The organism is Candidatus Tisiphia endosymbiont of Parasteatoda lunata (assembly GCF_964030955.1).
Taxonomy (GTDB): Bacteria; Pseudomonadota; Alphaproteobacteria; order Rickettsiales; family Rickettsiaceae; genus Tisiphia.
Map to the genome: position 1 here is coordinate 378,890 of NZ_OZ035003.1, position 24,603 is coordinate 403,492.

The following is a 24,603-nucleotide window of genomic DNA, read 5'->3' on the forward strand; positions in this document are numbered from 1 at the left end:
AATATGTTAATCTAGCAAGAAAGAGTTTTAGTTAAGCATGGCAAGATCAAAATGTAGCAAAGACTTATATAAATCATTTTTACAAGCAAGTAGCGTAAGATATAGTGGTAAAGCATTATCTGAAGTAAGTCCAATAAACCTATCTCATGATAGTGCAAGTCGATGGTTAAATAGTAAGGATTTCCGCCCTAGCGGGATCTACAGAGAAGTGTCAAAATATATTGATAGGGAAGCTTCTTGTTTATTAGTGGGAGATGACACGTTATTGTCAAAGCAATACAGTAAGAAAATTGAGCTTGTACATTATCAATATTCTGGAGCTGTACATGATGTTATACCTGGTATAGGGATGGTCAACTTACTGCATTACAATGCTAAAACTGATCAATCTACCCCTGTAGATTATAGAATATATGATAAAGAAACTGATGGAAAAACAAAGAATGAGCATTTTTGTGATATGCTTACTTTAGCTAAGGAAAGAGGGATCAATCCTGATGCAGTAGTAATGGATGCGTGGTATAGCGGTTTGGAGAATTTGAAACATATACGTAATTTAGGTTGGACATGGGTTAGTAACCTAAGAAAAAATAGAAAAGTTAATCATAATGTTAGCTTAGAAAGTTTAGAGATTCCTGATGAGGGACTAAAAATTCACCTACGTGGATACGGTTGGGTTACGGTATTTAAGTTTGTGGCAAAAAATGGTCGCATTGATTACATAACAACTAACTTAGAAAATCCAACACGTGAACAAATAGAAAAAATTGTTAAGGCACGGTGGTCTATAGAAGTTTATCATCGAGAATTAAAACAAACTTGTGGTATTGAACGCTGTCAGGCACGCACGGGTCGAGCTCAGAGAAATCATATTTGCCTTGCTGTATTTGCTTGGCTCGATATGAACAAAAGGAGGATAAATGAAAAAATTACTTTATATCAACAAACTTGGGAAGTTATAAAAACATCAATTCAGAACAACATTAGATGCCTTTTAGCTGATTCGCAATTTTGCTAACTGCGAAACTCCTGTCAGTAACTACTTGCATCCAAAATTTAGCGGCTCTGTACAAATAAGTGTGTAAATTTTTCAAAGGTTATATAAAAATATAATATAACAAAAGGAGAAATTATAATGCACCAAAAACAAAATGAAGCAATGAATCAAGCGATAGATTTATTAATAAATAATGATACAGATATATCAACATTACTTAAAGAGGATGGTTTATTAAAACAATTAACCAAACGGCTTGTAGAGAAGGCATTGCAGTCAGAGATGAATAATCATTTAGGATATGATAAATATTGTCATACTGATAGTGATAATGTTCGTAATGGTAGGAATGTAAAGAATCTAGTAACAAATAATGGAGTTGTAGAGATTGAGGTTCCAAGGGATAGAAGTAGTACATTTGAACCTGCATTAATTCCGAAGCGTCAAAGACGTATTGAAGGATTTGATGATAAAATAATATCATTATACGCTAAAGGAATGAGCTTATCTGATATTAAGATTCAAATGCAAGAATTGTATGGAGCTGACGTTAGCGAAAGTTTGTTAAGTCAAATTACTGATGATGTAATTGAGGATGTCAAGATATGGCAAAGCCGACCATTGGATCGAGTATATGCTATAGTATTTTTTGACTGTTTAGTAGTAAAAGTACGTCAAGATAAACGAATTATCAATAAGTCTGTATATGTAGCATTAGGTATTGATTTATCTGGAAGGAAGGATATTTTAGGATTGTGGATCAGTGAAAATGAAGGAGCGAAATTTTGGCTTAGTAATTTTACTGAGATGAAGAACAGAGGTATGCAAGACATGCTTATTGCTTGCAGTGATAATTTAACCGGTATGTCTGAGGCAATAGAAGCAGTTTTTCCGAAAACCGAACATCAATTATGTATTGTACATCAGATTAGAAATAGTTTAAAATATGTATCATATAAAGACCGAAAAGAATTAGCGGCTGATTTAAAGCCTATATATACTGCTAGCACAGAGGAAGAAGCACATCTTGCTTTAGAATCTTTTGAAGCTAAATGGAGTAAACAGTATCCACAAATTGCTAAATCTTGGTATGTTCATTGGGAAAATTTAATGGTTTTTCTAGGATACCCTGAGGCGATAAGGAAAGTAATATACACAACTAATAGTGTAGAATCTGTCAATAGCCAATTACGTAAGGTTACTAAGAATAAACGGGTTTTTCCAAATGATAATGCCGTTTTTAAGACCTTGTATTTGGCAATTGATTATATGACCAAGAAATGGGTTATGCCGATTCCAAACTGGAACGCAGCTATGGCTCACTTTTTGATAAAATTTGAAGGTAGAATTTAAGCCCTATGAAAAATTTACACACTTAATTAGAAAGGCTCAATTTAGCACCTTCATTTTTGCCTATCCAAATGCCAAGTAACTCCTTTTTCCCTTCTATATTTACAGCAAGTGCTAAATATACTGCTTTATTTATTACTATGTGATTGTCTCTAGATTTTACATAGATACAGTCCAAGTATAATATTGGATACACCCTATCTAAACAACGATTTTGCCACCTAGTTACTTCTTCTATCACCCCATCTGTTATGGTGGATATCAAGTCACCAGATACATCAGTTTGATATATTTCTTCTAAATGCCCTCGGATCTCGCTGACTGTCATACCGCGACCATAAAGGGATATCACTTTCTCATCAAATCCATTAAATCTCCTCAGCCCTTTTGGTATTAATTGAGGATTATACTCTCCTTCCCGATCTCTTGGTACTTCTACTGTCAGCTTACGACCATCCCCATCAATTACTGTCTTCTCATAGCTACCATTACGACGATTATTATCTACTTTTGGCATCTTGCTATGTTTTGAATATCCTAATTCATGATCCAACTCACTTGCTAATATTTTCTCAACTATTTGCTTCTTTAGCTGTTGAAATATATAATGGACTGAAAAAATTAGACAAAGAAGCAGGTATTTTTGTTTCTCAATAAGTATAGAATAATAAATAAAATTAAAGAGAAACAAATGGGTAAAAAACAAATTAAAAATTTTAGTGCAGAAGCAAAAACTAAAATAGTATTAGAGATGTTAAAAGAAGAATCAACAATAGGTCAGTTATCGGTCAAATATGAAGTAACGGCTAAAACTATGCAAAACTGGAAACGACAATTTTTAGATAATGCGTCATTGGCATTTGAGCCAGCAAAAGCTGTTAGTGAGTACAAAGGGCAGATTAGTGAACTTAAGAATCAAAACGATGAACTTGCAAAAGCATTAGGTAAGGCTACAGTCGAGAGGGACTGGGCGGTGGGAAAGCTAAACAGCTTGGACTTATCAAATAAGAAAAGTCTTGTCGACCCCAAGCTGAGTACGTTAGCAAAGACAAGGCAATGTGAACTATTAAAGATAAGCAGATCTGGAGTATATTATAAAGCTAAAGTAATGAGCTTATATAATCTTGATATTTTAAATAGAATAGATGAAATATATACGGATAACCCTGAGTATGGTTATCGTTATATATACAAACAATTATTGGAAGACGGCTTTAATGTGGGCAGAGATAGGGTGCTTAAATATATGGGAATAATGGGTATAGAAGCTATTCATCCTCATAAAAAGCAATCTACTTCTGTGAAGGATGGTCAACATAAAATTTATAGCTATTTGCTTGAGCCGTACTGGCACAAATCAGGAACGAATAGAACTATTCATGTACCTTATGTTAATCAAGTGTGGAGTGGTGACATTACTTATATTAGAACTAACGGAGGATTTATGTATCTTGTGGCGATTATAGATTGGCATAGTAAGGCAATACTAAGTTATAAAGTATCTAATTCTATGGATGCATCACTTGTAACCGATGTATTAAAAGATGCACTGAATAAATACCCTGCACCACAAATATTCAATAGTGATCAGGGTAGTCAATATACTGGACATGAGCATACGGGAATTCTAAAAGAGAATAATATACAAATCTCAATGAACGGTAAGGGTAGAAGCATTGATAATATTGTGATTGAAAGATTTTTTAGAACTTTAAAATATAATTGTATATTTATAAATGATTTTAAAAATATCGCAGAACTTAAAGATGGTATTGATAAATACATGGATAAATATAACAATCAAAGATTCCATTCAAGTATTGGTTATAAAAAACCGATGAACGTGTATCTTGATTACTTACAAAATGCAGCTTAAAAATTATGTAAAATGGGAAACAAAATTAGTGAAAAATTTGTCTTGAAAAATCGGCTCTGTACAAATAAGTGTGTAAATTTTTCAAAGGTTATATAAAAATATAATATAACAAAAGGAGAAATTATAATGCACCAAAAACAAAATGAAGCAATGAATCAAGCGATAGATTTATTAATAAATAATGATACAGATATATCAACATTACTTAAAGAGGATGGTTTATTAAAACAATTAACCAAACGGCTTGTAGAGAAGGCATTGCAGTCAGAGATGAATAATCATTTAGGATATGATAAATATTGTCATACTGATAGTGATAATGTTCGTAATGGTAGGAATGTAAAGAATCTAGTAACAAATAATGGAGTTGTAGAGATTGAGGTTCCAAGGGATAGAAGTAGTACATTTGAACCTGCATTAATTCCGAAGCGTCAAAGACGTATTGAAGGATTTGATGATAAAATAATATCATTATACGCTAAAGGAATGAGCTTATCTGATATTAAGATTCAAATGCAAGAATTGTATGGAGCTGACGTTAGCGAAAGTTTGATAAGTCAAATTACTGATGATGTAATTGAGGATGTCAAGATATGGCAAAGCCGACCATTGGATCGAGTATATGCTATAGTATTTTTTGACTGTTTAGTAGTAAAAGTACGTCAAGATAAACGAATTATCAATAAGTCTGTATATGTAGCATTAGGTATTGATTTATCTGGAAGGAAGGATATTTTAGGATTGTGGATCAGTGAAAATGAAGGAGCGAAATTTTGGCTTGGTAATTTTACTGAGATGAAGAACAGAGGTATGCAAGACATGCTTATTGCTTGCAGTGATAATTTAACCGGTATGTCTGAGGCAATAGAAGCAGTTTTTCCGAAAACCGAACATCAATTATGTATTGTACATCAGATTAGAAATAGTTTAAAATATGTATCATATAAAGACCGAAAAGAATTAGCGGCTGATTTAAAGCCTATATATACTGCTAGCACAGAGGAAGAAGCACATCTTGCTTTAGAATCTTTTGAAGCTAAATGGAGTAAACAGTATCCACAAATTGCTAAATCTTGGTATGTTCATTGGGAAAATTTAATGGTTTTTCTAGGATACCCTGAGGCGATAAGGAAAGTAATATACACAACTAATAGTGTAGAATCTGTCAATAGCCAATTACGTAAGGTTACTAAGAATAAACGGGTTTTTCCAAATGATAATGCCGTTTTTAAGACCTTGTATTTGGCAATTGATTATATGACCAAGAAATGGGTTATGCCGATTCCAAACTGGAACGCAGCTATGGCTCACTTTTTGATAAAATTTGAAGGTAGAATTTAAGCCCTATGAAAAATTTACACACTTAATTAGAAAGGCTCGAAAAATCAGTCCAGTTTCATAAACCATCTCGACCAAATAACTCCGATGGATCTGCTTTTGATAATAATTCTTCTACTAGCTGATTACTGATGTCTAATGTATCTTTATCTGTATCTAATTTTTTAGCCATAATTCCTCCTTGCTTGCTTAAGTTACTTTTTTTACAGTAATCTCTTACTGCTTTCTTTGCAACTTACACAAACTATAGGACAGTGATCTGTCAACAGTTTTCCGGACAGTTTGTTTAGGCACATTTTTGCATTTTCTCGTATTGTACAGGTGATAGATAGTCATTAGTTGAATGCATCCTTATACGATTATAAAATACTTCTATATATTCAAATATGGCATATTTTGCTTCCTCCCTAGTTTTAAATTTATATTGATAAATTAGTTCTGTTTTTATAGTGTGAAAAAAGCTTTCAGCAACAGCATTATCCCAACAATTTCCTTTACCGCTCATACTCTGTATAATACCATGTTGTTTTGTAAGTTTTGAATGGCTATCAGAACAATATTGACTACCTCTATCAGTATGCCAAATAAGTCCTTTAGGTGGTTTACGTTGCCATATTGCCATTAGCAGAGCATTATTAACTAAATCAGCTTTCATGTTACTATTCATTGACCACCCTATAATTTTCCTAGAAAATAGATCAATAACGGTTGCTAAGTACAGCCAACCTTCTTCAGTTGGAACATATGTGATGTCCCCAACCCAATAACAATTAGCAGCATAGACCTTGAACTTTCTATCCAATAAATTAGGAGCAACTTGCTTATTATGACTAGAATCAGTAGTTGCTTTAAATTTATGTTTGCTTTTACATACTAAACCAGCTTCATTCATTAGCCTTGCAATCCGCTTCCGACTAACAATTATACCGTGTCTAGATAGTTCCTTTTTAATGGGTCTAGATCCATAATTCCTTCTACCTTCTTGAAAAATTGTTTTAATCTTACAGGTTAAAGCATTATCTTCTTTGTCCCTATTGCATTCAGGGGTAGTTAACCATTCATAATAGCCACTACGTGATACTTTCATAAATTTGCACATAATCGCAGTTGAAAAATCACCTTTATGCTTCTTTATCCATGCGTACTTTATTGGGACTCTTTCGCAAAGTACGCGGCAGCCTTTTTTAATAGATCACGCTCCTGCGTTACCCTAGCTAAATCTTTCTTTAATCTTTTTAATTCATCATAGAGATGTTCATCTGTTCGCATTATTGATTCTTTAGGTTTGGAATATTTATCTACCCAAGTATATAGAGTATTTCTAGTAATACCTAACTCTTTAGCTGTTTGTGACACAGGTCGCTTGGACTCAATTGCTAATTTAACTGCTGACTCTTTAAATTCAGCCGGATAAACCTTTGGTTTGCTATTAGTCATTTTTGTACTTCCTTTCTGTTAATATTGTCTCCTATTAACTGTCCGGAAAACTATAACCACATCACAGACTCTTGTTTAGATAGGGTGTATCCAATATTATACTTGGACTGTATCTATGTAAAATCTAGAGACAATCACATAGTAGTTAACCACTCTGCACTGCAAGTGCAGAGCTTAATATTACGGCATGAATGCCTAATGTATGTACTAACTTAAAAGTTAGAAACTATTTGTGTATGGCTCATTTAGAAAGTGTCACAACACAAAAAGAATATATCTGTGAAGTGTAAGATTTTGTTAAAAAATATCTGTATGATTCATTCTTATCTTTTCTTGATAAGATATTTAAAATTTATGTTGAAACGACGCACTGCAAGTGCGGGGTTTTTCTCCCAAAGTGGGACAATAAATAAAGCAGTATATTTAGCACTTGCTGTAAATATAGAAGGGAAAAAGGAGTTACTTGGCATTTGGATAGGCAAAAATGAAGGTGCTAAATTTTGGATGCAAGTAGTTACTGAGTTAAAGAATCGAGGAATTGAACAAATTTATGTTGCTTGTGTGGATGGTTTAAAGGGCTTTCCAGAAGCTATAAGCAGTGTATTCCCGAGTACTATAGTACAATTATGTATTGTACATATGGTTCGCAATTCAGTAAAGTATGTGTCATATAAAGATTTAAAAGAGGTCACATCAGATCTAAAACAAATTTATACAGCTAATAATGACGAAATGGCACGTTTAAAACTTCAGCAATTTGGTGTAAAATGGGATAAAAAATATCCGGTAATTTCTGATATTTGGCAACGTAATTGGTCTGGGATAATACCGTTTTTTGCCTTTCCTGAAGAGATCAGAAAGGTAATTTATACTACTAACACTATAGAATCTGTAAATCGTCAAATTAGAAAAATTATCAAAAATAAGGGGGTGTTTCCAGATGATAAGTCAATTCAAAAAATAATATTTTTATCCCTACAAAATGCAGCCAAAAAATGGACCATGCCTATTAAAGATTGGTCTTTAGCTTTAAATCAATTTGAAATACTTTGTGGAGATTTTAAATATGATTTATTGGAAAATAAAAAATGAACTTACACAAATTAAATGATTGACTCATACACCGTGTTAATTATTGCAATTGGTATCACACCCTTCAAGAAGTTTCTGCCCATCCTGCCATATTGTTTCAAATGCCCTATTATTGGTTCTATAGCACTGCGTCTCCTGATCATACACTTGTCTTCTTTCAATAACTTTTTCCGAGTTTTTGGGGTATATACCTTACTCTTCTCTTTAACATTGCTGCCAGTATAACTATAATGGACTGAAAAAATTAGACAAAGAAGCAGGTATTTTTGTTTCTCAATAAGTATAGAATAATAAATAAAATTAAAGAGAAACAAATGGGTAAAAAACAAATTAAAAATTTTAGTGCAGAAGCAAAAACTAAAATAGTATTAGAGATGTTAAAAGAAGAATCAACAATAGGTCAGTTATCGGTCAAATATGAAGTAACGGCTAAAACTATGCAAAACTGGAAACGACAATTTTTAGATAATGCGTCATTGGCATTTGAGCCAGCAAAAGCTGTTAGTGAGTACAAAGGGCAGATTAGTGAACTTAAGAATCAAAACGATGAACTTGCAAAAGCATTAGGTAAGGCTACAGTCGAGAGGGACTGGGCGGTGGGAAAGCTAAACAGCTTGGACTTATCAAATAAGAAAAGTCTTGTCGACCCCAAGCTGAGTACGTTAGCAAAGACAAGGCAATGTGAACTATTAAAGATAAGCAGATCTGGAGTATATTATAAAGCTAAAGTAATGAGCTTATATAATCTTGATATTTTAAATAGAATAGATGAAATATATACGGATAACCCTGAGTATGGTTATCGTTATATATACAAACAATTATTGGAAGACGGCTTTAATGTGGGCAGAGATAGGGTGCTTAAATATATGGGAATAATGGGTATAGAAGCTATTCATCCTCATAAAAAGCAATCTACTTCTGTGAAGGATGGTCAACATAAAATTTATAGCTATTTGCTTGAGCCGTACTGGCACAAATCAGGAACGAATAGAACTATTCATGTACCTTATGTTAATCAAGTGTGGAGTGGTGACATTACTTATATTAGAACTAACGGAGGATTTATGTATCTTGTGGCGATTATAGATTGGCATAGTAAGGCAATACTAAGTTATAAAGTATCTAATTCTATGGATGCATCACTTGTAACCGATGTATTAAAAGATGCACTGAATAAATACCCTGCACCACAAATATTCAATAGTGATCAGGGTAGTCAATATACTGGACATGAGCATACGGGAATTCTAAAAGAGAATAATATACAAATCTCAATGAACGGTAAGGGTAGAAGCATTGATAATATTGTGATTGAAAGATTTTTTAGAACTTTAAAATATAATTGTATATTTATAAATGATTTTAAAAATATCGCAGAACTTAAAGATGGTATTGATAAATACATGGATAAATATAACAATCAAAGATTCCATTCAAGTATTGGTTATAAAAAACCGATGAACGTGTATCTTGATTACTTACAAAATGCAGCTTAAAAATTATGTAAAATGGGAAACAAAATTAGTGAAAAATTTGTCTTGAAAAATCAGTCCAGTTTCCTATCTAGACACGGTATAATTGTTAGTCGGAAGCGGATTGCAAGGCTAATGAATGAAGCTGGTTTAGTATGTAAAAGCAAACATAAATTTAAAGCAACTACTGATTCTAGTCATAATAAGCAAGTTGCTCCTAATTTATTGGATAGAAAGTTCAAGGTCTATGCTGCTAATTGTTATTGGGTTGGGGACATCACATATGTTCCAACTGAAGAAGGTTGGCTGTACTTAGCAACCGTTATTGATCTATTTTCTAGGAAAATTATAGGGTGGTCAATGAATAGTAACATGAAAGCTGATTTAGTTAATAATGCTCTGCTAATGGCAATATGGCAACGTAAACCACCTAAAGGACTTATTTGGCATACTGATAGAGGTAGTCAATATTGTTCTGATAGCCATTCAAAACTTACAAAACAACATGGTATTATACAGAGTATGAGCGGTAAAGGAAATTGTTGGGATAATGCTGTTGCTGAAAGCTTTTTTCACACTATAAAAACAGAACTAATTTATCAATATAAATTTAAAACTAGGGAGGAAGCAAAATATGCCATATTTGAATATATAGAAGTATTTTATAATCGTATAAGGATGCATTCAACTAATGACTATCTATCACCTGTACAATACGAGAAAATGCAAAAATGTGCCTAAACAAACGAGCCTTTCTAATTAAGTGTGTAAATTTTTCATAGGGCTTAAATTCTACCTTCAAATTTTATCAAAAAGTGAGCCATAGCTGCGTTCCAGTTTGGAATCGGCATAACCCATTTCTTGGTCATATAATCAATTGCCAAATACAAGGTCTTAAAAACGGCATTATCATTTGGAAAAACCCGTTTATTCTTAGTAACCTTACGTAATTGGCTATTGACAGATTCTACACTATTAGTTGTGTATATTACTTTCCTTATCGCCTCAGGGTATCCTAGAAAAACCATTAAATTTTCCCAATGAACATACCAAGATTTAGCAATTTGTGGATACTGTTTACTCCATTTAGCTTCAAAAGATTCTAAAGCAAGATGTGCTTCTTCCTCTGTGCTAGCAGTATATATAGGCTTTAAATCAGCCGCTAATTCTTTTCGGTCTTTATATGATACATATTTTAAACTATTTCTAATCTGATGTACAATACATAATTGATGTTCGGTTTTCGGAAAAACTGCTTCTATTGCCTCAGACATACCGGTTAAATTATCACTGCAAGCAATAAGCATGTCTTGCATACCTCTGTTCTTCATCTCAGTAAAATTACTAAGCCAAAATTTCGCTCCTTCATTTTCACTGATCCACAATCCTAAAATATCCTTCCTTCCAGATAAATCAATACCTAATGCTACATATACAGACTTATTGATAATTCGTTTATCTTGACGTACTTTTACTACTAAACAGTCAAAAAATACTATAGCATATACTCGATCCAATGGTCGGCTTTGCCATATCTTGACATCCTCAATTACATCATCAGTAATTTGACTTAACAAACTTTCGCTAACGTCAGCTCCATACAATTCTTGCATTTGAATCTTAATATCAGATAAGCTCATTCCTTTAGCGTATAATGATATTATTTTATCATCAAATCCTTCAATACGTCTTTGACGCTTCGGAATTAATGCAGGTTCAAATGTACTACTTCTATCCCTTGGAACCTCAATCTCTACAACTCCATTATTTGTTACTAGATTCTTTACATTCCTACCATTACGAACATTATCACTATCAGTATGACAATATTTATCATATCCTAAATGATTATTCATCTCTGACTGCAATGCCTTCTCTACAAGCCGTTTGGTTAATTGTTTTAATAAACCATCCTCTTTAAGTAATGTTGATATATCTGTATCATTATTTATTAATAAATCTATCGCTTGATTCATTGCTTCATTTTGTTTTTGGTGCATTATAATTTCTCCTTTTGTTATATTATATTTTTATATAACCTTTGAAAAATTTACACACTTATTTGTACAGAGCCAAACAAACTGTCCGGAAAACTGTTGACAGATCAGTTTGATATATTTCTTCTAAATGCCCTCGGATCTCGCTGACTGTCATACCGCGACCATAAAGGGATATCACTTTCTCATCAAATCCATTAAATCTCCTCAGCCCTTTTGGTATTAATTGAGGATTATACTCTCCTTCCCGATCTCTTGGTACTTCTACTGTCAGCTTACGACCATCCCCATCAATTACTGTCTTCTCATAGCTACCATTACGACGATTATTATCTACTTTTGGCATCTTGCTATGTTTTGAATATCCTAATTCATGATCCAACTCACTTGCTAATATTTTCTCAACTATTTGCTTCTTTAGCTGTTGAAATAAACCATCTCGACCAAATAACTCCGATGGATCTGCTTTTGATAATAATTCTTCTACTAGCTGATTACTGATGTCTAATGTATCTGTATCTAATTTTTTAGCCATAATTCCTCCTTGCTTGCTTAAGTTACTTTTTTTACAGTAATCTCTTACTGCTTTCTTTGCAACTTACACAAACTATAGGACAGACTCCGGGACAGAGTTGGTTAAATTTTTATAAATTAGATAAGAGTCTAAAAGGTTTTGAAATATTCAGGAGTTTCGCAGTTAGCAAAATTGCGAATCAGCTAAAAGGCATCTAATGTTGTTCTGAATTGATGTTTTTATAACTTCCCAAGTTTGTTGATATAAAGTAATTTTTTCATTTATCCTCCTTTTGTTCATATCGAGCCAAGCAAATACGGCAAGGCAAATATGATTTCTCTGAGCTCGACCCGTGCGTGCCTGACAGCGTTCAATACCACAAGTTTGTTTTAATTCTCGATGATAAACTTCTATAGACCACCGTGCCTTAACAATTTTCTCTATTTGTTCACGTGTTGGATTTTCTAAGTTAGTTGTTATGTAATCAATGCGACCATTTTTTGCCACAAACTTAAATACCGTAACCCAACCGTATCCACGTAGGTGAATTTTTAGTCCCTCATCAGGAATCTCTAAACTTTCTAAGCTAACATTATGATTAACTTTTCTATTTTTTCTTAGGTTACTAACCCATGTCCAACCTAAATTACGTATATGTTTCAAATTCTCCAAACCGCTATACCACGCATCCATTACTACTGCATCAGGATTGATCCCTCTTTCCTTAGCTAAAGTAAGCATATCACAAAAATGCTCATTCTTTGTTTTTCCATCAGTTTCTTTATCATATATTCTATAATCTACAGGGGTAGATTGATCAGTTTTAGCATTGTAATGCAGTAAGTTGACCATCCCTATACCAGGTATAACATCATGTACAGCTCCAGAATATTGATAATGTACAAGCTCAATTTTCTTACTGTATTGCTTTGACAATAACGTGTCATCTCCCACTAATAAACAAGAAGCTTCCCTATCAATATATTTTGACACTTCTCTGTAGATCCCGCTAGGGCGGAAATCCTTACTATTTAACCATCGACTTGCACTATCATGAGATAGGTTTATTGGACTTACTTCAGATAATGCTTTACCACTATATCTTACGCTACTTGCTTGTAAAAATGATTTATATAAGTCTTTGCTACATTTTGATCTTGCCATGCTTAACTAAAACTCTTTCTTGCTAGATTAACATATTTTTTGCTAAGTGCGAAACTCCTGATATTAATTGCATCTTCTAACAATAAGGCTGTTGAAAATATTAGTGCTGAATTACCTACAGGAGTTTCGCAGTTAGCAAAATTGCGAATCAGCTAAAAGGCATCTAATGTTGTTCTGAATTGATGTTTTTATAACTTCCCAAGTTTGTTGATATAAAGTAATTTTTTCATTTATCCTCCTTTTGTTCATATCGAGCCAAGCAAATACGGCAAGGCAAATATGATTTCTCTGAGCTCGACCCGTGCGTGCCTGACAGCGTTCAATACCACAAGTTTGTTTTAATTCTCGATGATAAACTTCTATAGACCACCGTGCCTTAACAATTTTCTCTATTTGTTCACGTGTTGGATTTTCTAAGTTAGTTGTTATGTAATCAATGCGACCATTTTTTGCCACAAACTTAAATACCGTAACCCAACCGTATCCACGTAGGTGAATTTTTAGTCCCTCATCAGGAATCTCTAAACTTTCTAAGCTAACATTATGATTAACTTTTCTATTTTTTCTTAGGTTACTAACCCATGTCCAACCTAAATTACGTATATGTTTCAAATTCTCCAAACCGCTATACCACGCATCCATTACTACTGCATCAGGATTGATCCCTCTTTCCTTAGCTAAAGTAAGCATATCACAAAAATGCTCATTCTTTGTTTTTCCATCAGTTTCTTTATCATATATTCTATAATCTACAGGGGTAGATTGATCAGTTTTAGCATTGTAATGCAGTAAGTTGACCATCCCTATACCAGGTATAACATCATGTACAGCTCCAGAATATTGATAATGTACAAGCTCAATTTTCTTACTGTATTGCTTTGACAATAACGTGTCATCTCCCACTAATAAACAAGAAGCTTCCCTATCAATATATTTTGACACTTCTCTGTAGATCCCGCTAGGGCGGAAATCCTTACTATTTAACCATCGACTTGCACTATCATGAGATAGGTTTATTGGACTTACTTCAGATAATGCTTTACCACTATATCTTACGCTACTTGCTTGTAAAAATGATTTATATAAGTCTTTGCTACATTTTGATCTTGCCATGCTTAACTAAAACTCTTTCTTGCTAGATTAACATATTTTTTGCTAAGTGCGAAACTCCTGACCTAGTTTAAAAGCTATTGCAAACGATGCGAATGATTTGCGTTATTTTACAGTTCTATCTGATTTAGTATTTGGATGCAAAAGTTGGGGTTTGATTTCAGCAGTACTTGGAAATATTACTAATTGTAATAATTTTAGTAAAAATTTTTGGTGGAATAATGATCTTGGGCTTTTAACATATTTAGCAGAAGCAAGCGGAATACCACAGATATTTGAAATTACAGATCCAAAAACCGGCAAAATCCTTGAACGTAGAAAACCGAGAATTATTGAAGAAAGTGATCCCCCACATAATCACAGTGATGCTTTAAGACGTTGGAGACAAGCTAGTACAGATTTTAAACATGTATTATACCAATTGCAATAATTAACACGGTGTATTTATCCAGTCTCTATACATAATTGATTTTACTAAATCTACATTATGAGCAAGTTGATTCCAAGCGTAACAAGCCATAGTGACGATATCTTCATATACACCATAACATTGGTTATACAAGTAATGATTCTTGATCCATTCCCAAACTTGTTCCATTGCATTAAGTTCCGGTGCATAGGGCGGAAGCGGTATCAAAGTGATATTGCTTGGCACAGTTAGTTTTTTGGCTGTGTGCCAACCTGCATTATCCGTTAGTAAAGCTATATGTCGGTTGCCTTGAATACTGCGAGAAAGGTCTTCTAAGAATTTATTCATTGCCTGTGTGTTTGCATATGGTAAAATTAATGCAAAAGCTTCTCCTGTATCATGGCAAGCAGCTCCATAAATATATGTTGAAATGAATTGCTGTTGCCGAACTTTACGGGGTCTAGTGCCACGCTTAGCCCATATACGAGTTAAGCTACCTTGTTGCCCAACTCGAGTTTCATCCTGAGACCATATATCAACTTTACATCTATCGATATTTTTTGGTAATAATTCTGTTAACATATCTGGAAAGTTTTTTTATATGTATTTTGAGTCTCTTGATTTGACTTTGGATGCATTGAACGAGAAGTAATCCAGCTAAAACCAAGGCGGTGCATAGTATTGTAGACTGTTTTTAACGCACATTTAGCACCATATTCCTCAAGTAACATGATATGTAGTTCCTTTCCAGTTATATACCCACCAGTTTTACTTTCACTGAGCGTATTGATTTTATCAAAAAGAGCAGACTCTTGTATAGTGTTAATCTTCCTAGGGGCACCGCTTCTTTGTGATTCAAATAATCCTTCAAAACCATGATTCCTAAATCTTCTGAGCCATGATTGCACAGTTTTCCAGTGTGACTTCACTATTGCAGATATGGCTTTAAAAGATTTGCCTAATTGAAGGTGATACATCGCCAATAAACGTATACGATTTCGACCATGCGGCTCATGTTTCATCATTTTTATAAAATCATGACCTTCAAAACCTTGCGGTAATATTAACCTAGCTATTTGATTACCTTTTATCAGTTAAAAAACCATTTTATAACACTGCGTTAATTATTGCAATTGGTATGAGACCATCAAGGCTTGGCCTTTAGATTTAGTATAAAATAAAAAGTTATCATATATAACTTCTTTGGCTTGACGGTCAAAGGAGAAAATATATGACAACATATGAAAGTTTAAATCATTCTAAATGGGATTGCAAATATCATATTGTGTTTATTCCAAAGTGTCGTAAAAAAGAATTGTACGGGAAGGTTAGAAAATATCTTGGGAACCTATTCCATGAGTTAGCTTTTCAACGTGGGAGCAAGATCATAGAGGGGCATATGGTACAAGATCATGTGCATATGCTCATCAAGATTCCTCCTAAATATTCTGTAGCTCAAGTAATAGGCTATATCAAGGGGAAAAGTGCTATAGCCGTTGCTAGGCAGTTTGGTGGACGAAAACGTAATTTTAATGGAGAAAAGTTGTGGGCTAGAGGTTATGCGGTCTCAACTGTAGGATTTGAAGAGAATCAGATCAAACACTACATTAAGAATCAAGAGCAACTTGATAGTTTAGGCTCTGACGAATCAAGAGCAACTTGATAGTTTAGGCTCTGACGAATCAGGAGAATTTTAATTAACAATGGCAGCCCTTTGGGCTGCTCATAACCGTCAAGCCCCTCGCTTTGCGAGGGCGTTCTGACTACGGATAGGAATCTTTGGCTTAATGAACGAATTGGAACAATACACACTGTACAAGGACGAGAAGCTGAAGCAGTAATACCAATTGCAATAATTAACGCAGTGTTATAAAATGGTTTTTTAACTGATAAAAGGTAATCAAATAGCTAGGTTAATATTACCGCAAGGTTTTGAAGGTCATGATTTTCTCAATAACAACCAGCTGAAGCTGGTGGGTTGATATCTAGACTGGAAGTCGCTATTACTCTAAAGAGATATTACTAACGCCTGTGCATTATCTCTCTGATCCTAACTCTTAGGTTACCCTGCAGTATTTTATAGCGATATTTAGTGATTCAAACAACATTAAAGCGATGGTAAAATACAGTGTGGCTAGTCTTGTTAAAATATCATATGTTCAAGTTATAGTGAATTGAAATATTAGAACAAGGACTAAAGTCTTTCCCAGCTGAAGCTGGGGGTTTTAACCAAAAAGGTGACTATAAAAATGATGAAACATGAGCCGCATGGTCGAAATCGTATACGTTTATTGGCGATGTATCACCTTCAATTAGGCAAATCTTTTAAAGCCATATCTGAAATAGTGAAGTCACACTGGAAAACTGTGCAATCATGGCTCAGAAGATTTAGGAATCATGGTTTTGAAGGATTATTTGAATCACAAAGAAGCGGTGCCCCTAGGAAGATTAACACTATACAAGAGTCTGCTCTTTTTGATAAAATCAATACGCTCAGTGAAAGTAAAACTGGTGGGTATATAACTGGAAAGGAGTTACATATCATGTTACTTGAGGAATATGGTGCTAAATGTGCTTTAAAAACAGTCTACAATACTATGCACCGCCTTGGTTTTAGCTGGATTACTTCTCGTTCAATGCATCCAAAGTCAAATCAAGAGACTCAAAATACATATAAAAAAACTTTCCAGATATGTTAACAGAATTATTACCAAAAAATATCGATAGATGTAAAGTTGATATATGGTCTCAAGATGAAACTCGAGTTGGGCAACAAGGTAGCTTAACTCGTATATGGGCTAAGCGTGGCACTAGACCCCGTAAAGTTCGGCAACAGCAATTCATTTCAACATATATTTATGGAGCTGCTTGCCATGATACAGGAGAAGCTTTTGCATTAATTTTACCATATGCAAACACACAGGCAATGAATAAATTCTTAGAAGACCTTTCTCGCAGTATTCAAGGCAACCGACATATAGCTTTACTAACGGATAATGCAGGTTGGCACACAGCCAAAAAACTAACTGTGCCAAGCAATATCACTTTGATACCGCTTCCGCCCTATGCACCGGAACTTAATGCAATGGAACAAGTTTGGGAATGGATCAAGAATCATTACTTGTCTAACCAATGTTATGGTGTATATGAAGATATCGTCACTATGGCTTGTTACGCTTGGAATCAACTTGCTCATAATGTAGATTTAGTAAAATCAATTATGTATAGAGACTGGATAAATACACCGTGTTAATTATTGCAATTGGTATAATGCTAGTATTAGGGGCTCAAGCACCAAACCAAAATAAAACTCGGATATGGGCAGGTAAATCTCCTAATATCTTAAATGTGGCAGTTACTAGGGCTAAAGAAGTTATCTATGTTATAGGAAATAAGAGTTTATGGAAAGAAACAGGAGTATTCAGAGAACTAGACTGCAGAATAGATTGATGTGTTCAGCCCATCAGCTTCAACTTGTTGCTAATTGATAGTTGTTTTTAACGTTTGATTTTAGATTTTTAGATTTAAATGCTGTGTAACTCTGCACAAAAACTTTTCTGTTACTTTTCTATTAGTTTTCTATTGCTCTTACACCAAAGTTGCCGAAATACGACCACAAAAAAACTATCAATTCTTTAAACAAAAAAATAGGCAAGACGAAATCGATCATTAATATAGAAACCTTCACAACCTAAAAATTAAGTTGAATATAAACTATTAACAAGCTAATATGCAAGGTACTAAAAATTAGATACAATATTAGATAAAATAAAATGATTACTATTACTTTTCCAGATAGAACGCAAAAACAATTTGAAAAAAATATTACGGGATTGGAGATAGCTAGTCAAATTTCTACTTCTCTAGCAAAGAATGCTTTGGTTGTTGAAGTAAATAACGAGCTAAAGGACTTAAGTTTACCTATAGAATCTGATTGTAATTTGAGGATTCTAACCTATAAAGATTCTGAATGTTTAGAGGTAATACGCCATGATGCTGCTCATATAACGGCAGAAGCAGTTAAAGAATTATTTCCAAATGTCCAAGTGACCATAGGTCCAGCTATCGAAAATGGCTTTTTTTATGATTTTGCTAAAGATAAACCGTTTGCCCCGGAAGATTTGCTGATGATAGAAGCAAAAATGCATGAAATCGTCAAAAGAAACGAAAATATCACTAGAGAAGTATGGAATCGCGATCAAGCCATAGAATTCTTTAAGTCAATAGACGAGCATTATAAAGCCGAGATAATTTCAGAGATTCCAGCAAGTGAGGATATTACCTTATACCGCCAAGGTAACTTTGTTGATCTTTGCCGTGGTCCGCATAGCCCGTCAACTGGCTTCATCAAACATTTTAAACTAATGAAAGTGGCTGGAGCGTATTGGCGTGGTGATAGTAAAAATCCTATGTTACAAAGAATCTATGGGACAGCTTGGGCAACAAAAGAACAGTTAGACAACTACCTTTATATGATTGAAGAGGCAGAAAAGCGTGATCATAGAAAATTAGGTCGAGAGCTTGGATTGTTTCACTTTCAGGAAGAAGCTCAAGGTATGGTATTTTGGCATGATAAAGGTTGGAGTATATATCGCATTATCGAGCAATATATCAGAAATAAAATCAGAAAAACTGGATATATCGAGGTGAAAACTCCTGTGCTTGTTGATAAAAGCCTGTGGGAAGCTTCTAGTCACTGGGAAAAATTTAGGGAGGACATGTTTGCTCTAAATCTTGCTGATGATAAAACATTAGCCATGAAACCAATGAATTGCCCATGTCATGTGCAGATTTTTAAGCAGGGTATCAAAAGTTATCGAGACTTACCACTACGTATGTCTGAATTTGGTTTATGTCATAGAAATGAAGCATCTGGTGCATTGCATGGTCTGATGAGAGTAAAGGCTTTTCGACAAGATGATGCACATATTTTTTGTACTGAGGAACAAATTAACAGTGAGACAGTAAAGTTTTTTAGCCTCTTAACCGAGGTTTATAAGGATTTTGGTTTTTCTGATATTAAAATTAAATTCTCAGATCGTCCTAAAATACGAGCTGGCAGCGATGAAGTTTGGGATAAAGCAGAAAATGCTCTAAGAAATGCCGTAAAAGAAGCCGGTTATTCTTATATATTAAATCCCGGTGATGGTGCGTTTTATGGACCAAAACTAGACTTTTGTCTTAAAGATTCAATAGGTAGAGAATGGCAGTGCGGCACTCTGCAAGTTGATTTTGTTTTACCGGAACGTCTTGACGCTCATTATATTACTGTAAGCGGTGAGAAAAAGAGACCAGTAATGTTGCATAGAGTTGTAATTGGTTCTTTTGAACGGTTTATAGGCATATTAATTGAAGAATATGCTGGACGCTTTCCTTTATGGTTAGCCCCTGTACAAGTAGCTATTGCCACCATTACAAGTGACTTAAATGACTATGCATTGGAAGTACACAAATTGTTGATTAGTGAAGGAATACGGTCAGATGTCGATATTTCGCCTGAAAAGATTAATTATAAAATACGCTATTTTTCTAATAATAAAGTACCTATAATAGCCGTTGTTGGTAAACAAGAAATGCTAAATAATACTGTGACTATAAGACAACTAGGATCAGAGCAGCAGGAAATTATTTCTCTACAAAATCTAGTAAAGCTTGTAAAAGATCAGAATATTCGCTATTTAACATAAATACGCGAATTTGGGATAAGAATTTGTCAATTCTTATCCCAGGGGTATAATGGAAGCAACTGTGTCGTACGTGTAAAAAGTACACAAAAACACAACAATAACTAATAACAATTTTTATGGAGAAAATATCATTTCTGGAATTAAGAATAGTAATTTTCCTAAGGCTAATAGGGAAATTAGGGCTAGTCAAGTTCGTTTAGTCGATGAGAATGGTGAGATGCTTGGCATCGTTAGCATCAAGAATGCTCTAGAACAAGCTGAAAAAGCTGGTTTAGATTTGGTAGAAATTTCACCAAATGCCGAACCACCTGTTTGTAAGATTTTGGATTTTGGTAAATTTAAATATGAGAGTAAAAAGCGTGTCCAAGACAGTAGGAAAAAACAAAGGGTTATTGTCCTTAAAGAAATGAAGTTTAAGCCAAACATTAGTCAAGGTGATTTTAATGTGAAACTTCGTAAGATCAAAGATTTTTTGAAGGAAGGTGACAAAGTAAAAATTTCTCTATGGTTTAAAGGCAGAGAGATTATCCATAACGATATTGGTATGAAGTTATTTGACCGCATATCGTTAGAACTAGAGGGCTTAGCTAAGATTGATTCCGCTCCTAAAATGGAAGGTAAACAGATAATTATGTTAGTCAGCCCTGATCCAAGTAAAATACCAACTAATTAGAACTATTTATGCCAATTAAAATTCTAATGCCTGCTTTATCTCCAACTATGACTGAAGGAAATATTGCAAAATGGCTTAAAAAAGAAGGGGATAAAGTTGTTCCAGGAGATGTTGTAGCAGAAATAGAAACAGATAAAGCTACTATGGAAGTGGAAGCTGTAGAAGAGGGAATTTTTGCTAAAATAATTGTGCCGCAAACAGACAATGTGCCGGTGGGTTCGCTTATCGCTGTATTACTTGAAGATGGTGAAGATGCAAACTTATTGGATAGTTTTATAGCAAGTAGTGATAATTCTGCTAAACCATCTACAGGACCAGTAATATCTATAGAAGAAACTAAGCCGGTTAAGTACGATCAGCAACCGCAAACAATGAATGTGAAAGCTTTAGGCAGGATATATGCTTCGCCTTTGGCTAAAAGACTAGCTGCTATTGATAATATCGATCTGTCAAATATTCAAGGTAGTGGACCACATGGCAGAATAATTAAAAAAGATGTATTATCCTACTTAGTGCTACCCACAAATAGTGGTAAGATTAGGGCGGTGAACAGAAATCACGAGGAGTACAGATCAGTCCCCAATAATAATATCCGTAAAATTATTGCTAAACGTTTGCTTGAATCTAAACAAACCATCCCACATTTCTATCTTTCAATAGAATGTAACATGGATAAGTTATTGGACATTAGAGAAGATATAAATAAATCGCTTATAGAAGAGAGTAAAATTAAAATTACGGTTAATGATTTTGTTATTTTAGCAGTAGCAAAAGCTTTAAAAGCCGTCCCAGAAGCAAATGTTAGCTGGGATGAGTCTGCTATTCGGTATTATAATAATGTTGATGTATCGGTTGCTGTGGCAATTGATAATGGTCTTATAACGCCTATAGTCAGAAATGCCGATCAAAAAGATATAATTACATTATCGCAAGAATTACAAACTCTTATAAAAAAGGCTCGAGATAATAAACTAACTCCTGAAGAATTTCAGGGTGGAAGTTTTTCTGTCTCTAACTTAGGTATGTACGGTATTAAGAACTTCAGTGCTATAATAAATCCGCCACAAAGCTGTATCCTAGCAATAGGAGCAAGCTCAAAACGTGCAATAGTTGAAAATAATCAGATAAAAGTCGCTACTATCATGGATGTTACTCTTTCTTCTGATCACAGAGTTGTTGATGGTGCTGTTGGAGCTAAATTTTTAGCTTCATTTAAAAAATTTATGGAGAGTCCTGCGTTAATGCTCATATAACGTTTGATTGACACCCTACCCTCACCATAACTTAAAACTTAAATCATAGAATAAATTATGAGTTTTTCCGATAATCTAGCAAAAATCTTGAATAAACATGAAGAATTATCGAAAAAGTTGGCCACTGGTATAGTCGGAGATGAGTTTATAAAAGCATCGAAGGAATATGCCGAGCTAGAGCCTATTGTTCAAACAATTAATGAATATAATAAATCTGTATCTGAATTGCATGACATCAAAGAGATGGCTCAAGAAGCAAATTTGGACAATGATACACAGACGATGATATATGATGAGGTGCATCGTTTAGAGATACTGATGCCTAAATTAGAAAGGGCAGTAAAACTCTCTTTGTTGCCAAAAGATGAAGCTGATACAAAAAATGCTATTATTGAGGTAAGAGCTGGTAGTGGTGGAGAAGAAGCAGCGTTATTTGCTGCAACTTTATTTAATATGTATCACAGATACGCCGAATTAAAAAGCTGGCGTTTTGAAATATTATCAATCTCAGATACTGGTATTGGTGGATATAAAGAAGCGTCAGCACTAATTCAAGGACGAGATGTGTTTTCCAAACTTAAATTCGAATCAGGTGTACACCGAGTGCAAAGAGTTCCTGAGACTGAGTCAAGTGGGAGGATACATACTTCTGCGGCTACCGTTGCTGTCTTACCTGAAGCAGAAGATGTAGACATTAAGATCGATGACAAAGATTTACGAATTGATACATATCGGGCATCGGGTGCTGGCGGACAACATGTCAATACCACCGAATCAGCCGTAAGGATTACCCATTTACCAACTGGTATTGTTGTTGCCTTACAAGATGAAAAATCACAGCATAAAAATAAAGCTAAGGCTATGAAAATTCTTCGTTCTAGAGTTTATGAAGCAGAGCGATATAAAAAAGATATGGAAAGAGCCGAAGTGCGTAAAGGTCAAGTTGGTTCTGGTGATAGGTCAGAAAGAATTCGCACCTATAACTTTCCACAAGGTCGAGTTTCTGACCATAGAATTAACTTAACTCTTTATAAAATAGAAGATATTGTAAAAAACGGGCAATTAGATGACTTTATTGAAGCTTTGATATCAGCTGATGAAGCAAGAAAACTTTCAGAAGTTTAGGTTATATACAATGCAAATCTTATATTTTTTAACTTAATTTTTAGAGGGATTAGAGCAACTAAGCAAACAGTTATATTGCCATCAAGATTATTTATTGCTCCTGTTATTTTCTTGTTACTTTATATAAAAGGATTTTCTAATAATGTACAAGACTTAATATTATTTTGTATATTGCTAATTATCTCAATTATTATTAATTGGCGATTTTGTGACAAACTTCTTATACAGGTTAATAATAATTTAATAATTATTCCAGGTTCATGGCAACCTCTTATATTGATACTTATCATTTTTTCACTCAATAACAACCAGCTGAAGCTGGTGGGTTGATATCTAGACTGGAAGTCGCTATTACTCTAAAGAGATATTACTAATGCCTGTGCTGTCTCTCTGATCCTAATTCTTATAAGTTACCCTGCAATACTTTTGTAGCGATATTTAGTGATCCAAACAACATGAAAGCGATGGTAAAATACAGTGTGGCTAGTCTTGTTATAATCTGTCATATATGATATTTTAATATACATAAGAGCTTGCTCTTATGTATATTAAAATATCATATATTCAAGTTATAGTGAGTTGAAATATTAGAACAAGGACTGAAGTCTTTCCCAGCTGAAGCTGGGGGTTTTAACCAAAAAGGTGACTATAAAATATTTTTTTGGATATATGAGAGCTGTAAATCTAGAACTAGCCCCAAAATATAAAATAATGGAATTAATAATATCAAGTTGGGTGCTGGGGATCATGTTTTTTAAAGCAATATATTGTTATAGCTATGCAAACAAAATAAATAATCAGAAAAATTGGGTCAAAAAGTCCTAAATTAATTAAAACTTTTTCAAGTGTTATAAAAATTTTACTAGACTTAGAAAGCTAATAATTATATAAACCTTAACGTCCCTTATAAAAGGGCCTGTAGTTCAGTTGGTTAGAACCCACCGCTCATAACGGTGTTGTCGCAGGTTCAAGTCCTGCCGGGCCCACCATTTTTCGATTTTAGTGCATTTCACGAATGCGTTAAAACTGACTAGAATATCAAAAAAATGCATTCTTGAAGCGGCTGGCACGAATGCATTTTAATCTATTATCACTAATAATCTTAG

The 24,603-nt window shown here is 34.0% G+C and carries 27 protein-coding genes, 1 tRNA gene and 1 pseudogene; 18 read left to right on the forward strand and 11 right to left on the reverse strand.

Annotation, left to right across the window (positions count from 1 at the left end):
- Window positions 1–37: 37 nt before the first annotated feature.
- Together AAHN00_RS02255 and AAHN00_RS02260 are read left to right on the forward strand one after the other, a co-directional pair.
- A complete protein-coding gene (locus tag AAHN00_RS02255) occupies window positions 38–1,018 on the forward strand; it encodes a transposase (RefSeq protein ID WP_342271025.1) in 981 nt (326 codons plus the stop codon).
- A 117-nt stretch (window positions 1,019–1,135) separates the two neighbouring features.
- On the forward strand, window positions 1,136–2,350 hold the full coding sequence (locus tag AAHN00_RS02260; RefSeq protein WP_342271993.1) for an IS256 family transposase: 1,215 nt from the start codon (window positions 1,136–1,138) through the stop codon (window positions 2,348–2,350).
- A 22-nt stretch (window positions 2,351–2,372) separates the two neighbouring features.
- Here the strand turns inward: AAHN00_RS02260 and AAHN00_RS02265 are convergent, their stop codons facing one another.
- Complete coding sequence (locus AAHN00_RS02265) at window positions 2,373–3,053, reverse strand: transposase (RefSeq protein WP_342271994.1); 681 nt, start codon at window positions 3,051–3,053, stop codon at window positions 2,373–2,375.
- On the opposite strand from AAHN00_RS02265, the gene AAHN00_RS02270 reads away from it, so the two are divergent.
- Both AAHN00_RS02270 and AAHN00_RS02275 read left to right on the forward strand, forming a co-directional pair.
- The gene (locus AAHN00_RS02270) at window positions 3,039–4,223 is read left to right on the forward strand and encodes an IS3 family transposase (RefSeq protein ID WP_342270912.1); all 1,185 of its coding nucleotides are present in this window, start codon (window positions 3,039–3,041) and stop codon (window positions 4,221–4,223) included. The two genes, AAHN00_RS02265 and AAHN00_RS02270, sit on opposite strands and share 15 nt — an antisense overlap.
- A gap of 126 nt (window positions 4,224–4,349) precedes the next feature.
- Window positions 4,350–5,564, forward strand: a complete 1,215-nt coding sequence (locus AAHN00_RS02275; RefSeq protein WP_342270921.1) for an IS256 family transposase — start codon at window positions 4,350–4,352, stop codon at window positions 5,562–5,564.
- A 283-nt stretch (window positions 5,565–5,847) separates the two neighbouring features.
- Here AAHN00_RS02275 and AAHN00_RS02280 read toward each other — a convergent pair whose 3' ends face one another.
- Window positions 5,848–6,750, reverse strand: coding sequence for an IS3 family transposase (locus tag AAHN00_RS02280; protein WP_342272567.1), 903 nt, complete (start codon window positions 6,748–6,750; stop codon window positions 5,848–5,850).
- Entirely contained in the window at window positions 6,708–6,998 is a 291-nt protein-coding gene (locus tag AAHN00_RS02285) for a transposase (protein WP_342270937.1), read from the reverse strand. Before AAHN00_RS02285 ends, AAHN00_RS02280 begins: the two co-directional genes overlap by 43 nt.
- Before the next feature lie 24 nt (window positions 6,999–7,022).
- Between AAHN00_RS02285 and AAHN00_RS02290 the strand changes: the two genes are divergently transcribed.
- Together AAHN00_RS02290 and AAHN00_RS02295 are read left to right on the forward strand one after the other, a co-directional pair.
- Entirely contained in the window at window positions 7,023–7,214 is a 192-nt protein-coding gene (locus AAHN00_RS02290) for a hypothetical protein (protein ID WP_342271995.1), read from the forward strand.
- A gap of 195 nt (window positions 7,215–7,409) precedes the next feature.
- A pseudogene (locus AAHN00_RS02295) lies at window positions 7,410–8,090 on the forward strand (IS256 family transposase); the annotation flags it as partial.
- Between the two features lie 11 nt (window positions 8,091–8,101).
- On the opposite strand, the gene AAHN00_RS02300 reads toward AAHN00_RS02295, so the two are convergent.
- On the reverse strand, window positions 8,102–8,404 hold the full coding sequence (locus AAHN00_RS02300) for a hypothetical protein (RefSeq protein WP_342272735.1): 303 nt from the start codon (window positions 8,402–8,404) through the stop codon (window positions 8,102–8,104).
- Here AAHN00_RS02300 and AAHN00_RS02305 point away from each other — a divergent pair, their 5' ends adjacent.
- Complete coding sequence (locus AAHN00_RS02305) at window positions 8,405–9,589, forward strand: IS3 family transposase (RefSeq protein WP_342270912.1); 1,185 nt, start codon at window positions 8,405–8,407, stop codon at window positions 9,587–9,589.
- A gap of 12 nt (window positions 9,590–9,601) precedes the next feature.
- Entirely contained in the window at window positions 9,602–10,306 is a 705-nt protein-coding gene (locus tag AAHN00_RS02310) for an IS3 family transposase (RefSeq protein ID WP_342271996.1), read from the forward strand.
- A gap of 44 nt (window positions 10,307–10,350) precedes the next feature.
- Here the strand turns inward: AAHN00_RS02310 and AAHN00_RS02315 are convergent, their stop codons facing one another.
- The 4 genes from AAHN00_RS02315 to AAHN00_RS02330 all read right to left on the reverse strand — a co-directional run bounded on the left by AAHN00_RS02315 (window position 10,351) and on the right by AAHN00_RS02330 (window position 14,353).
- Window positions 10,351–11,565 carry an IS256 family transposase gene (locus AAHN00_RS02315; protein WP_342271993.1) on the reverse strand — a complete coding sequence of 405 codons (1,215 nt, stop codon included), beginning with the start codon at window positions 11,563–11,565 and terminating at the stop codon, window positions 10,351–10,353.
- A gap of 58 nt (window positions 11,566–11,623) precedes the next feature.
- The gene (locus tag AAHN00_RS02320; protein ID WP_342271997.1) at window positions 11,624–12,097 is read right to left on the reverse strand and encodes a transposase; all 474 of its coding nucleotides are present in this window, start codon (window positions 12,095–12,097) and stop codon (window positions 11,624–11,626) included.
- Between the two features lie 162 nt (window positions 12,098–12,259).
- On the reverse strand, window positions 12,260–13,240 hold the full coding sequence (locus AAHN00_RS02325; RefSeq protein ID WP_342271025.1) for a transposase: 981 nt from the start codon (window positions 13,238–13,240) through the stop codon (window positions 12,260–12,262).
- Window positions 13,241–13,372: 132 nt separating this feature from the next.
- Window positions 13,373–14,353, reverse strand: coding sequence for a transposase (locus AAHN00_RS02330; RefSeq protein ID WP_342271025.1), 981 nt, complete (start codon window positions 14,351–14,353; stop codon window positions 13,373–13,375).
- A gap of 97 nt (window positions 14,354–14,450) precedes the next feature.
- Between AAHN00_RS02330 and AAHN00_RS02335 the strand changes: the two genes are divergently transcribed.
- The gene (locus AAHN00_RS02335; protein WP_342271998.1) at window positions 14,451–14,780 is read left to right on the forward strand and encodes a hypothetical protein; all 330 of its coding nucleotides are present in this window, start codon (window positions 14,451–14,453) and stop codon (window positions 14,778–14,780) included.
- On the opposite strand, the gene AAHN00_RS02340 is transcribed toward AAHN00_RS02335, so the two are convergent.
- Together AAHN00_RS02340 and AAHN00_RS02345 are read right to left on the reverse strand one after the other, a co-directional pair.
- Complete coding sequence (locus tag AAHN00_RS02340; protein WP_342271999.1) at window positions 14,781–15,341, reverse strand: IS630 family transposase; 561 nt, start codon at window positions 15,339–15,341, stop codon at window positions 14,781–14,783.
- The gene (locus AAHN00_RS02345) at window positions 15,335–15,784 is read right to left on the reverse strand and encodes a helix-turn-helix domain-containing protein (protein WP_342270962.1); all 450 of its coding nucleotides are present in this window, start codon (window positions 15,782–15,784) and stop codon (window positions 15,335–15,337) included. Before AAHN00_RS02345 ends, AAHN00_RS02340 begins: the two co-directional genes overlap by 7 nt.
- A 206-nt stretch (window positions 15,785–15,990) precedes the next feature.
- On the opposite strand from AAHN00_RS02345, the gene tnpA reads away from it, so the two are divergent.
- From tnpA to prfA, 8 genes are all read left to right on the forward strand, one after another.
- Window positions 15,991–16,422, forward strand: coding sequence for an IS200/IS605 family transposase (gene tnpA / locus AAHN00_RS02350; protein ID WP_342272000.1), 432 nt, complete (start codon window positions 15,991–15,993; stop codon window positions 16,420–16,422).
- A 586-nt stretch (window positions 16,423–17,008) separates the two neighbouring features.
- Entirely contained in the window at window positions 17,009–17,458 is a 450-nt protein-coding gene (locus AAHN00_RS02355; protein WP_342271056.1) for a helix-turn-helix domain-containing protein, read from the forward strand.
- Window positions 17,452–18,012 carry an IS630 family transposase gene (locus AAHN00_RS02360; RefSeq protein WP_342270961.1) on the forward strand — a complete coding sequence of 187 codons (561 nt, stop codon included), beginning with the start codon at window positions 17,452–17,454 and terminating at the stop codon, window positions 18,010–18,012. Before AAHN00_RS02355 ends, AAHN00_RS02360 begins: the two co-directional genes overlap by 7 nt.
- Window positions 18,006–18,209, forward strand: coding sequence for a hypothetical protein (locus AAHN00_RS02365; RefSeq protein ID WP_342272001.1), 204 nt, complete (start codon window positions 18,006–18,008; stop codon window positions 18,207–18,209). Before AAHN00_RS02360 ends, AAHN00_RS02365 begins: the two co-directional genes overlap by 7 nt.
- Window positions 18,210–18,532: 323 nt before the next feature.
- Window positions 18,533–20,446, forward strand: coding sequence for a threonine--tRNA ligase (gene thrS / locus AAHN00_RS02370; RefSeq protein ID WP_342272002.1), 1,914 nt, complete (start codon window positions 18,533–18,535; stop codon window positions 20,444–20,446).
- 139 nt (window positions 20,447–20,585) lie between these two features.
- Window positions 20,586–21,119, forward strand: a complete 534-nt coding sequence (gene infC / locus AAHN00_RS02375; protein ID WP_342260410.1) for a translation initiation factor IF-3 — start codon at window positions 20,586–20,588, stop codon at window positions 21,117–21,119.
- An 8-nt stretch (window positions 21,120–21,127) separates the two neighbouring features.
- Window positions 21,128–22,372: a pyruvate dehydrogenase complex dihydrolipoamide acetyltransferase gene (locus AAHN00_RS02380; RefSeq protein ID WP_342272003.1), complete on the forward strand. Its 1,245-nt coding sequence runs from the start codon at window positions 21,128–21,130 to the stop codon at window positions 22,370–22,372.
- Between the two features lie 57 nt (window positions 22,373–22,429).
- Window positions 22,430–23,497, forward strand: a complete 1,068-nt coding sequence (prfA, locus tag AAHN00_RS02385) for a peptide chain release factor 1 (protein WP_341755580.1) — start codon at window positions 22,430–22,432, stop codon at window positions 23,495–23,497.
- A gap of 119 nt (window positions 23,498–23,616) precedes the next feature.
- On the opposite strand, the gene AAHN00_RS02390 is transcribed toward prfA, so the two are convergent.
- Window positions 23,617–23,787 (reverse strand): hypothetical protein, encoded by a 171-nt coding sequence (locus AAHN00_RS02390; RefSeq protein ID WP_342272004.1) that lies wholly within the window; start codon window positions 23,785–23,787, stop codon window positions 23,617–23,619.
- 622 nt (window positions 23,788–24,409) lie between these two features.
- On the opposite strand from AAHN00_RS02390, the gene AAHN00_RS02395 reads away from it, so the two are divergent.
- Window positions 24,410–24,486 (forward strand) — tRNA-Ile (locus tag AAHN00_RS02395).
- The last annotated feature ends 117 nt before the right edge of the window (window positions 24,487–24,603 follow it).

Excerpts from the sequence above, each read along its gene's own strand:
- AAHN00_RS02355 (WP_342271056.1), top strand. The coding sequence starts at position 17,009 with ATGATGAAACATGAGCCGCATGGTCGAAATCGTATACGTTTATTGGCG.
- AAHN00_RS02390 (WP_342272004.1), bottom strand. The coding sequence starts at position 23,787 with ATGATAAGTATCAATATAAGAGGTTGCCATGAACCTGGAATAATTATT.
- AAHN00_RS02260 (WP_342271993.1), top strand. The coding sequence starts at position 1,136 with ATGCACCAAAAACAAAATGAAGCAATGAATCAAGCGATAGATTTATTA.
- thrS (WP_342272002.1), top strand. The coding sequence starts at position 18,533 with ATGATTACTATTACTTTTCCAGATAGAACGCAAAAACAATTTGAAAAA.
- AAHN00_RS02340 (WP_342271999.1), bottom strand. The coding sequence starts at position 15,341 with ATGTTAACAGAATTATTACCAAAAAATATCGATAGATGTAAAGTTGAT.
- AAHN00_RS02360 (WP_342270961.1), top strand. The coding sequence starts at position 17,452 with ATGTTAACAGAATTATTACCAAAAAATATCGATAGATGTAAAGTTGAT.
- AAHN00_RS02345 (WP_342270962.1), bottom strand. The coding sequence starts at position 15,784 with ATGATGAAACATGAGCCGCATGGTCGAAATCGTATACGTTTATTGGCG.
- AAHN00_RS02255 (WP_342271025.1), top strand. The coding sequence starts at position 38 with ATGGCAAGATCAAAATGTAGCAAAGACTTATATAAATCATTTTTACAA.
- AAHN00_RS02315 (WP_342271993.1), bottom strand. The coding sequence starts at position 11,565 with ATGCACCAAAAACAAAATGAAGCAATGAATCAAGCGATAGATTTATTA.
- AAHN00_RS02330 (WP_342271025.1), bottom strand. The coding sequence starts at position 14,353 with ATGGCAAGATCAAAATGTAGCAAAGACTTATATAAATCATTTTTACAA.
- AAHN00_RS02270 (WP_342270912.1), top strand. The coding sequence starts at position 3,039 with ATGGGTAAAAAACAAATTAAAAATTTTAGTGCAGAAGCAAAAACTAAA.
- tnpA (WP_342272000.1), top strand. The coding sequence starts at position 15,991 with ATGACAACATATGAAAGTTTAAATCATTCTAAATGGGATTGCAAATAT.
- AAHN00_RS02320 (WP_342271997.1), bottom strand. The coding sequence starts at position 12,097 with ATGGCTAAAAAATTAGATACAGATACATTAGACATCAGTAATCAGCTA.
- AAHN00_RS02310 (WP_342271996.1), top strand. The coding sequence starts at position 9,602 with ATGGGAAACAAAATTAGTGAAAAATTTGTCTTGAAAAATCAGTCCAGT.
- AAHN00_RS02285 (WP_342270937.1), bottom strand. The coding sequence starts at position 6,998 with ATGACTAATAGCAAACCAAAGGTTTATCCGGCTGAATTTAAAGAGTCA.
- AAHN00_RS02380 (WP_342272003.1), top strand. The coding sequence starts at position 21,128 with ATGCCAATTAAAATTCTAATGCCTGCTTTATCTCCAACTATGACTGAA.
- prfA (WP_341755580.1), top strand. The coding sequence starts at position 22,430 with ATGAGTTTTTCCGATAATCTAGCAAAAATCTTGAATAAACATGAAGAA.
- AAHN00_RS02275 (WP_342270921.1), top strand. The coding sequence starts at position 4,350 with ATGCACCAAAAACAAAATGAAGCAATGAATCAAGCGATAGATTTATTA.
- AAHN00_RS02325 (WP_342271025.1), bottom strand. The coding sequence starts at position 13,240 with ATGGCAAGATCAAAATGTAGCAAAGACTTATATAAATCATTTTTACAA.
- AAHN00_RS02305 (WP_342270912.1), top strand. The coding sequence starts at position 8,405 with ATGGGTAAAAAACAAATTAAAAATTTTAGTGCAGAAGCAAAAACTAAA.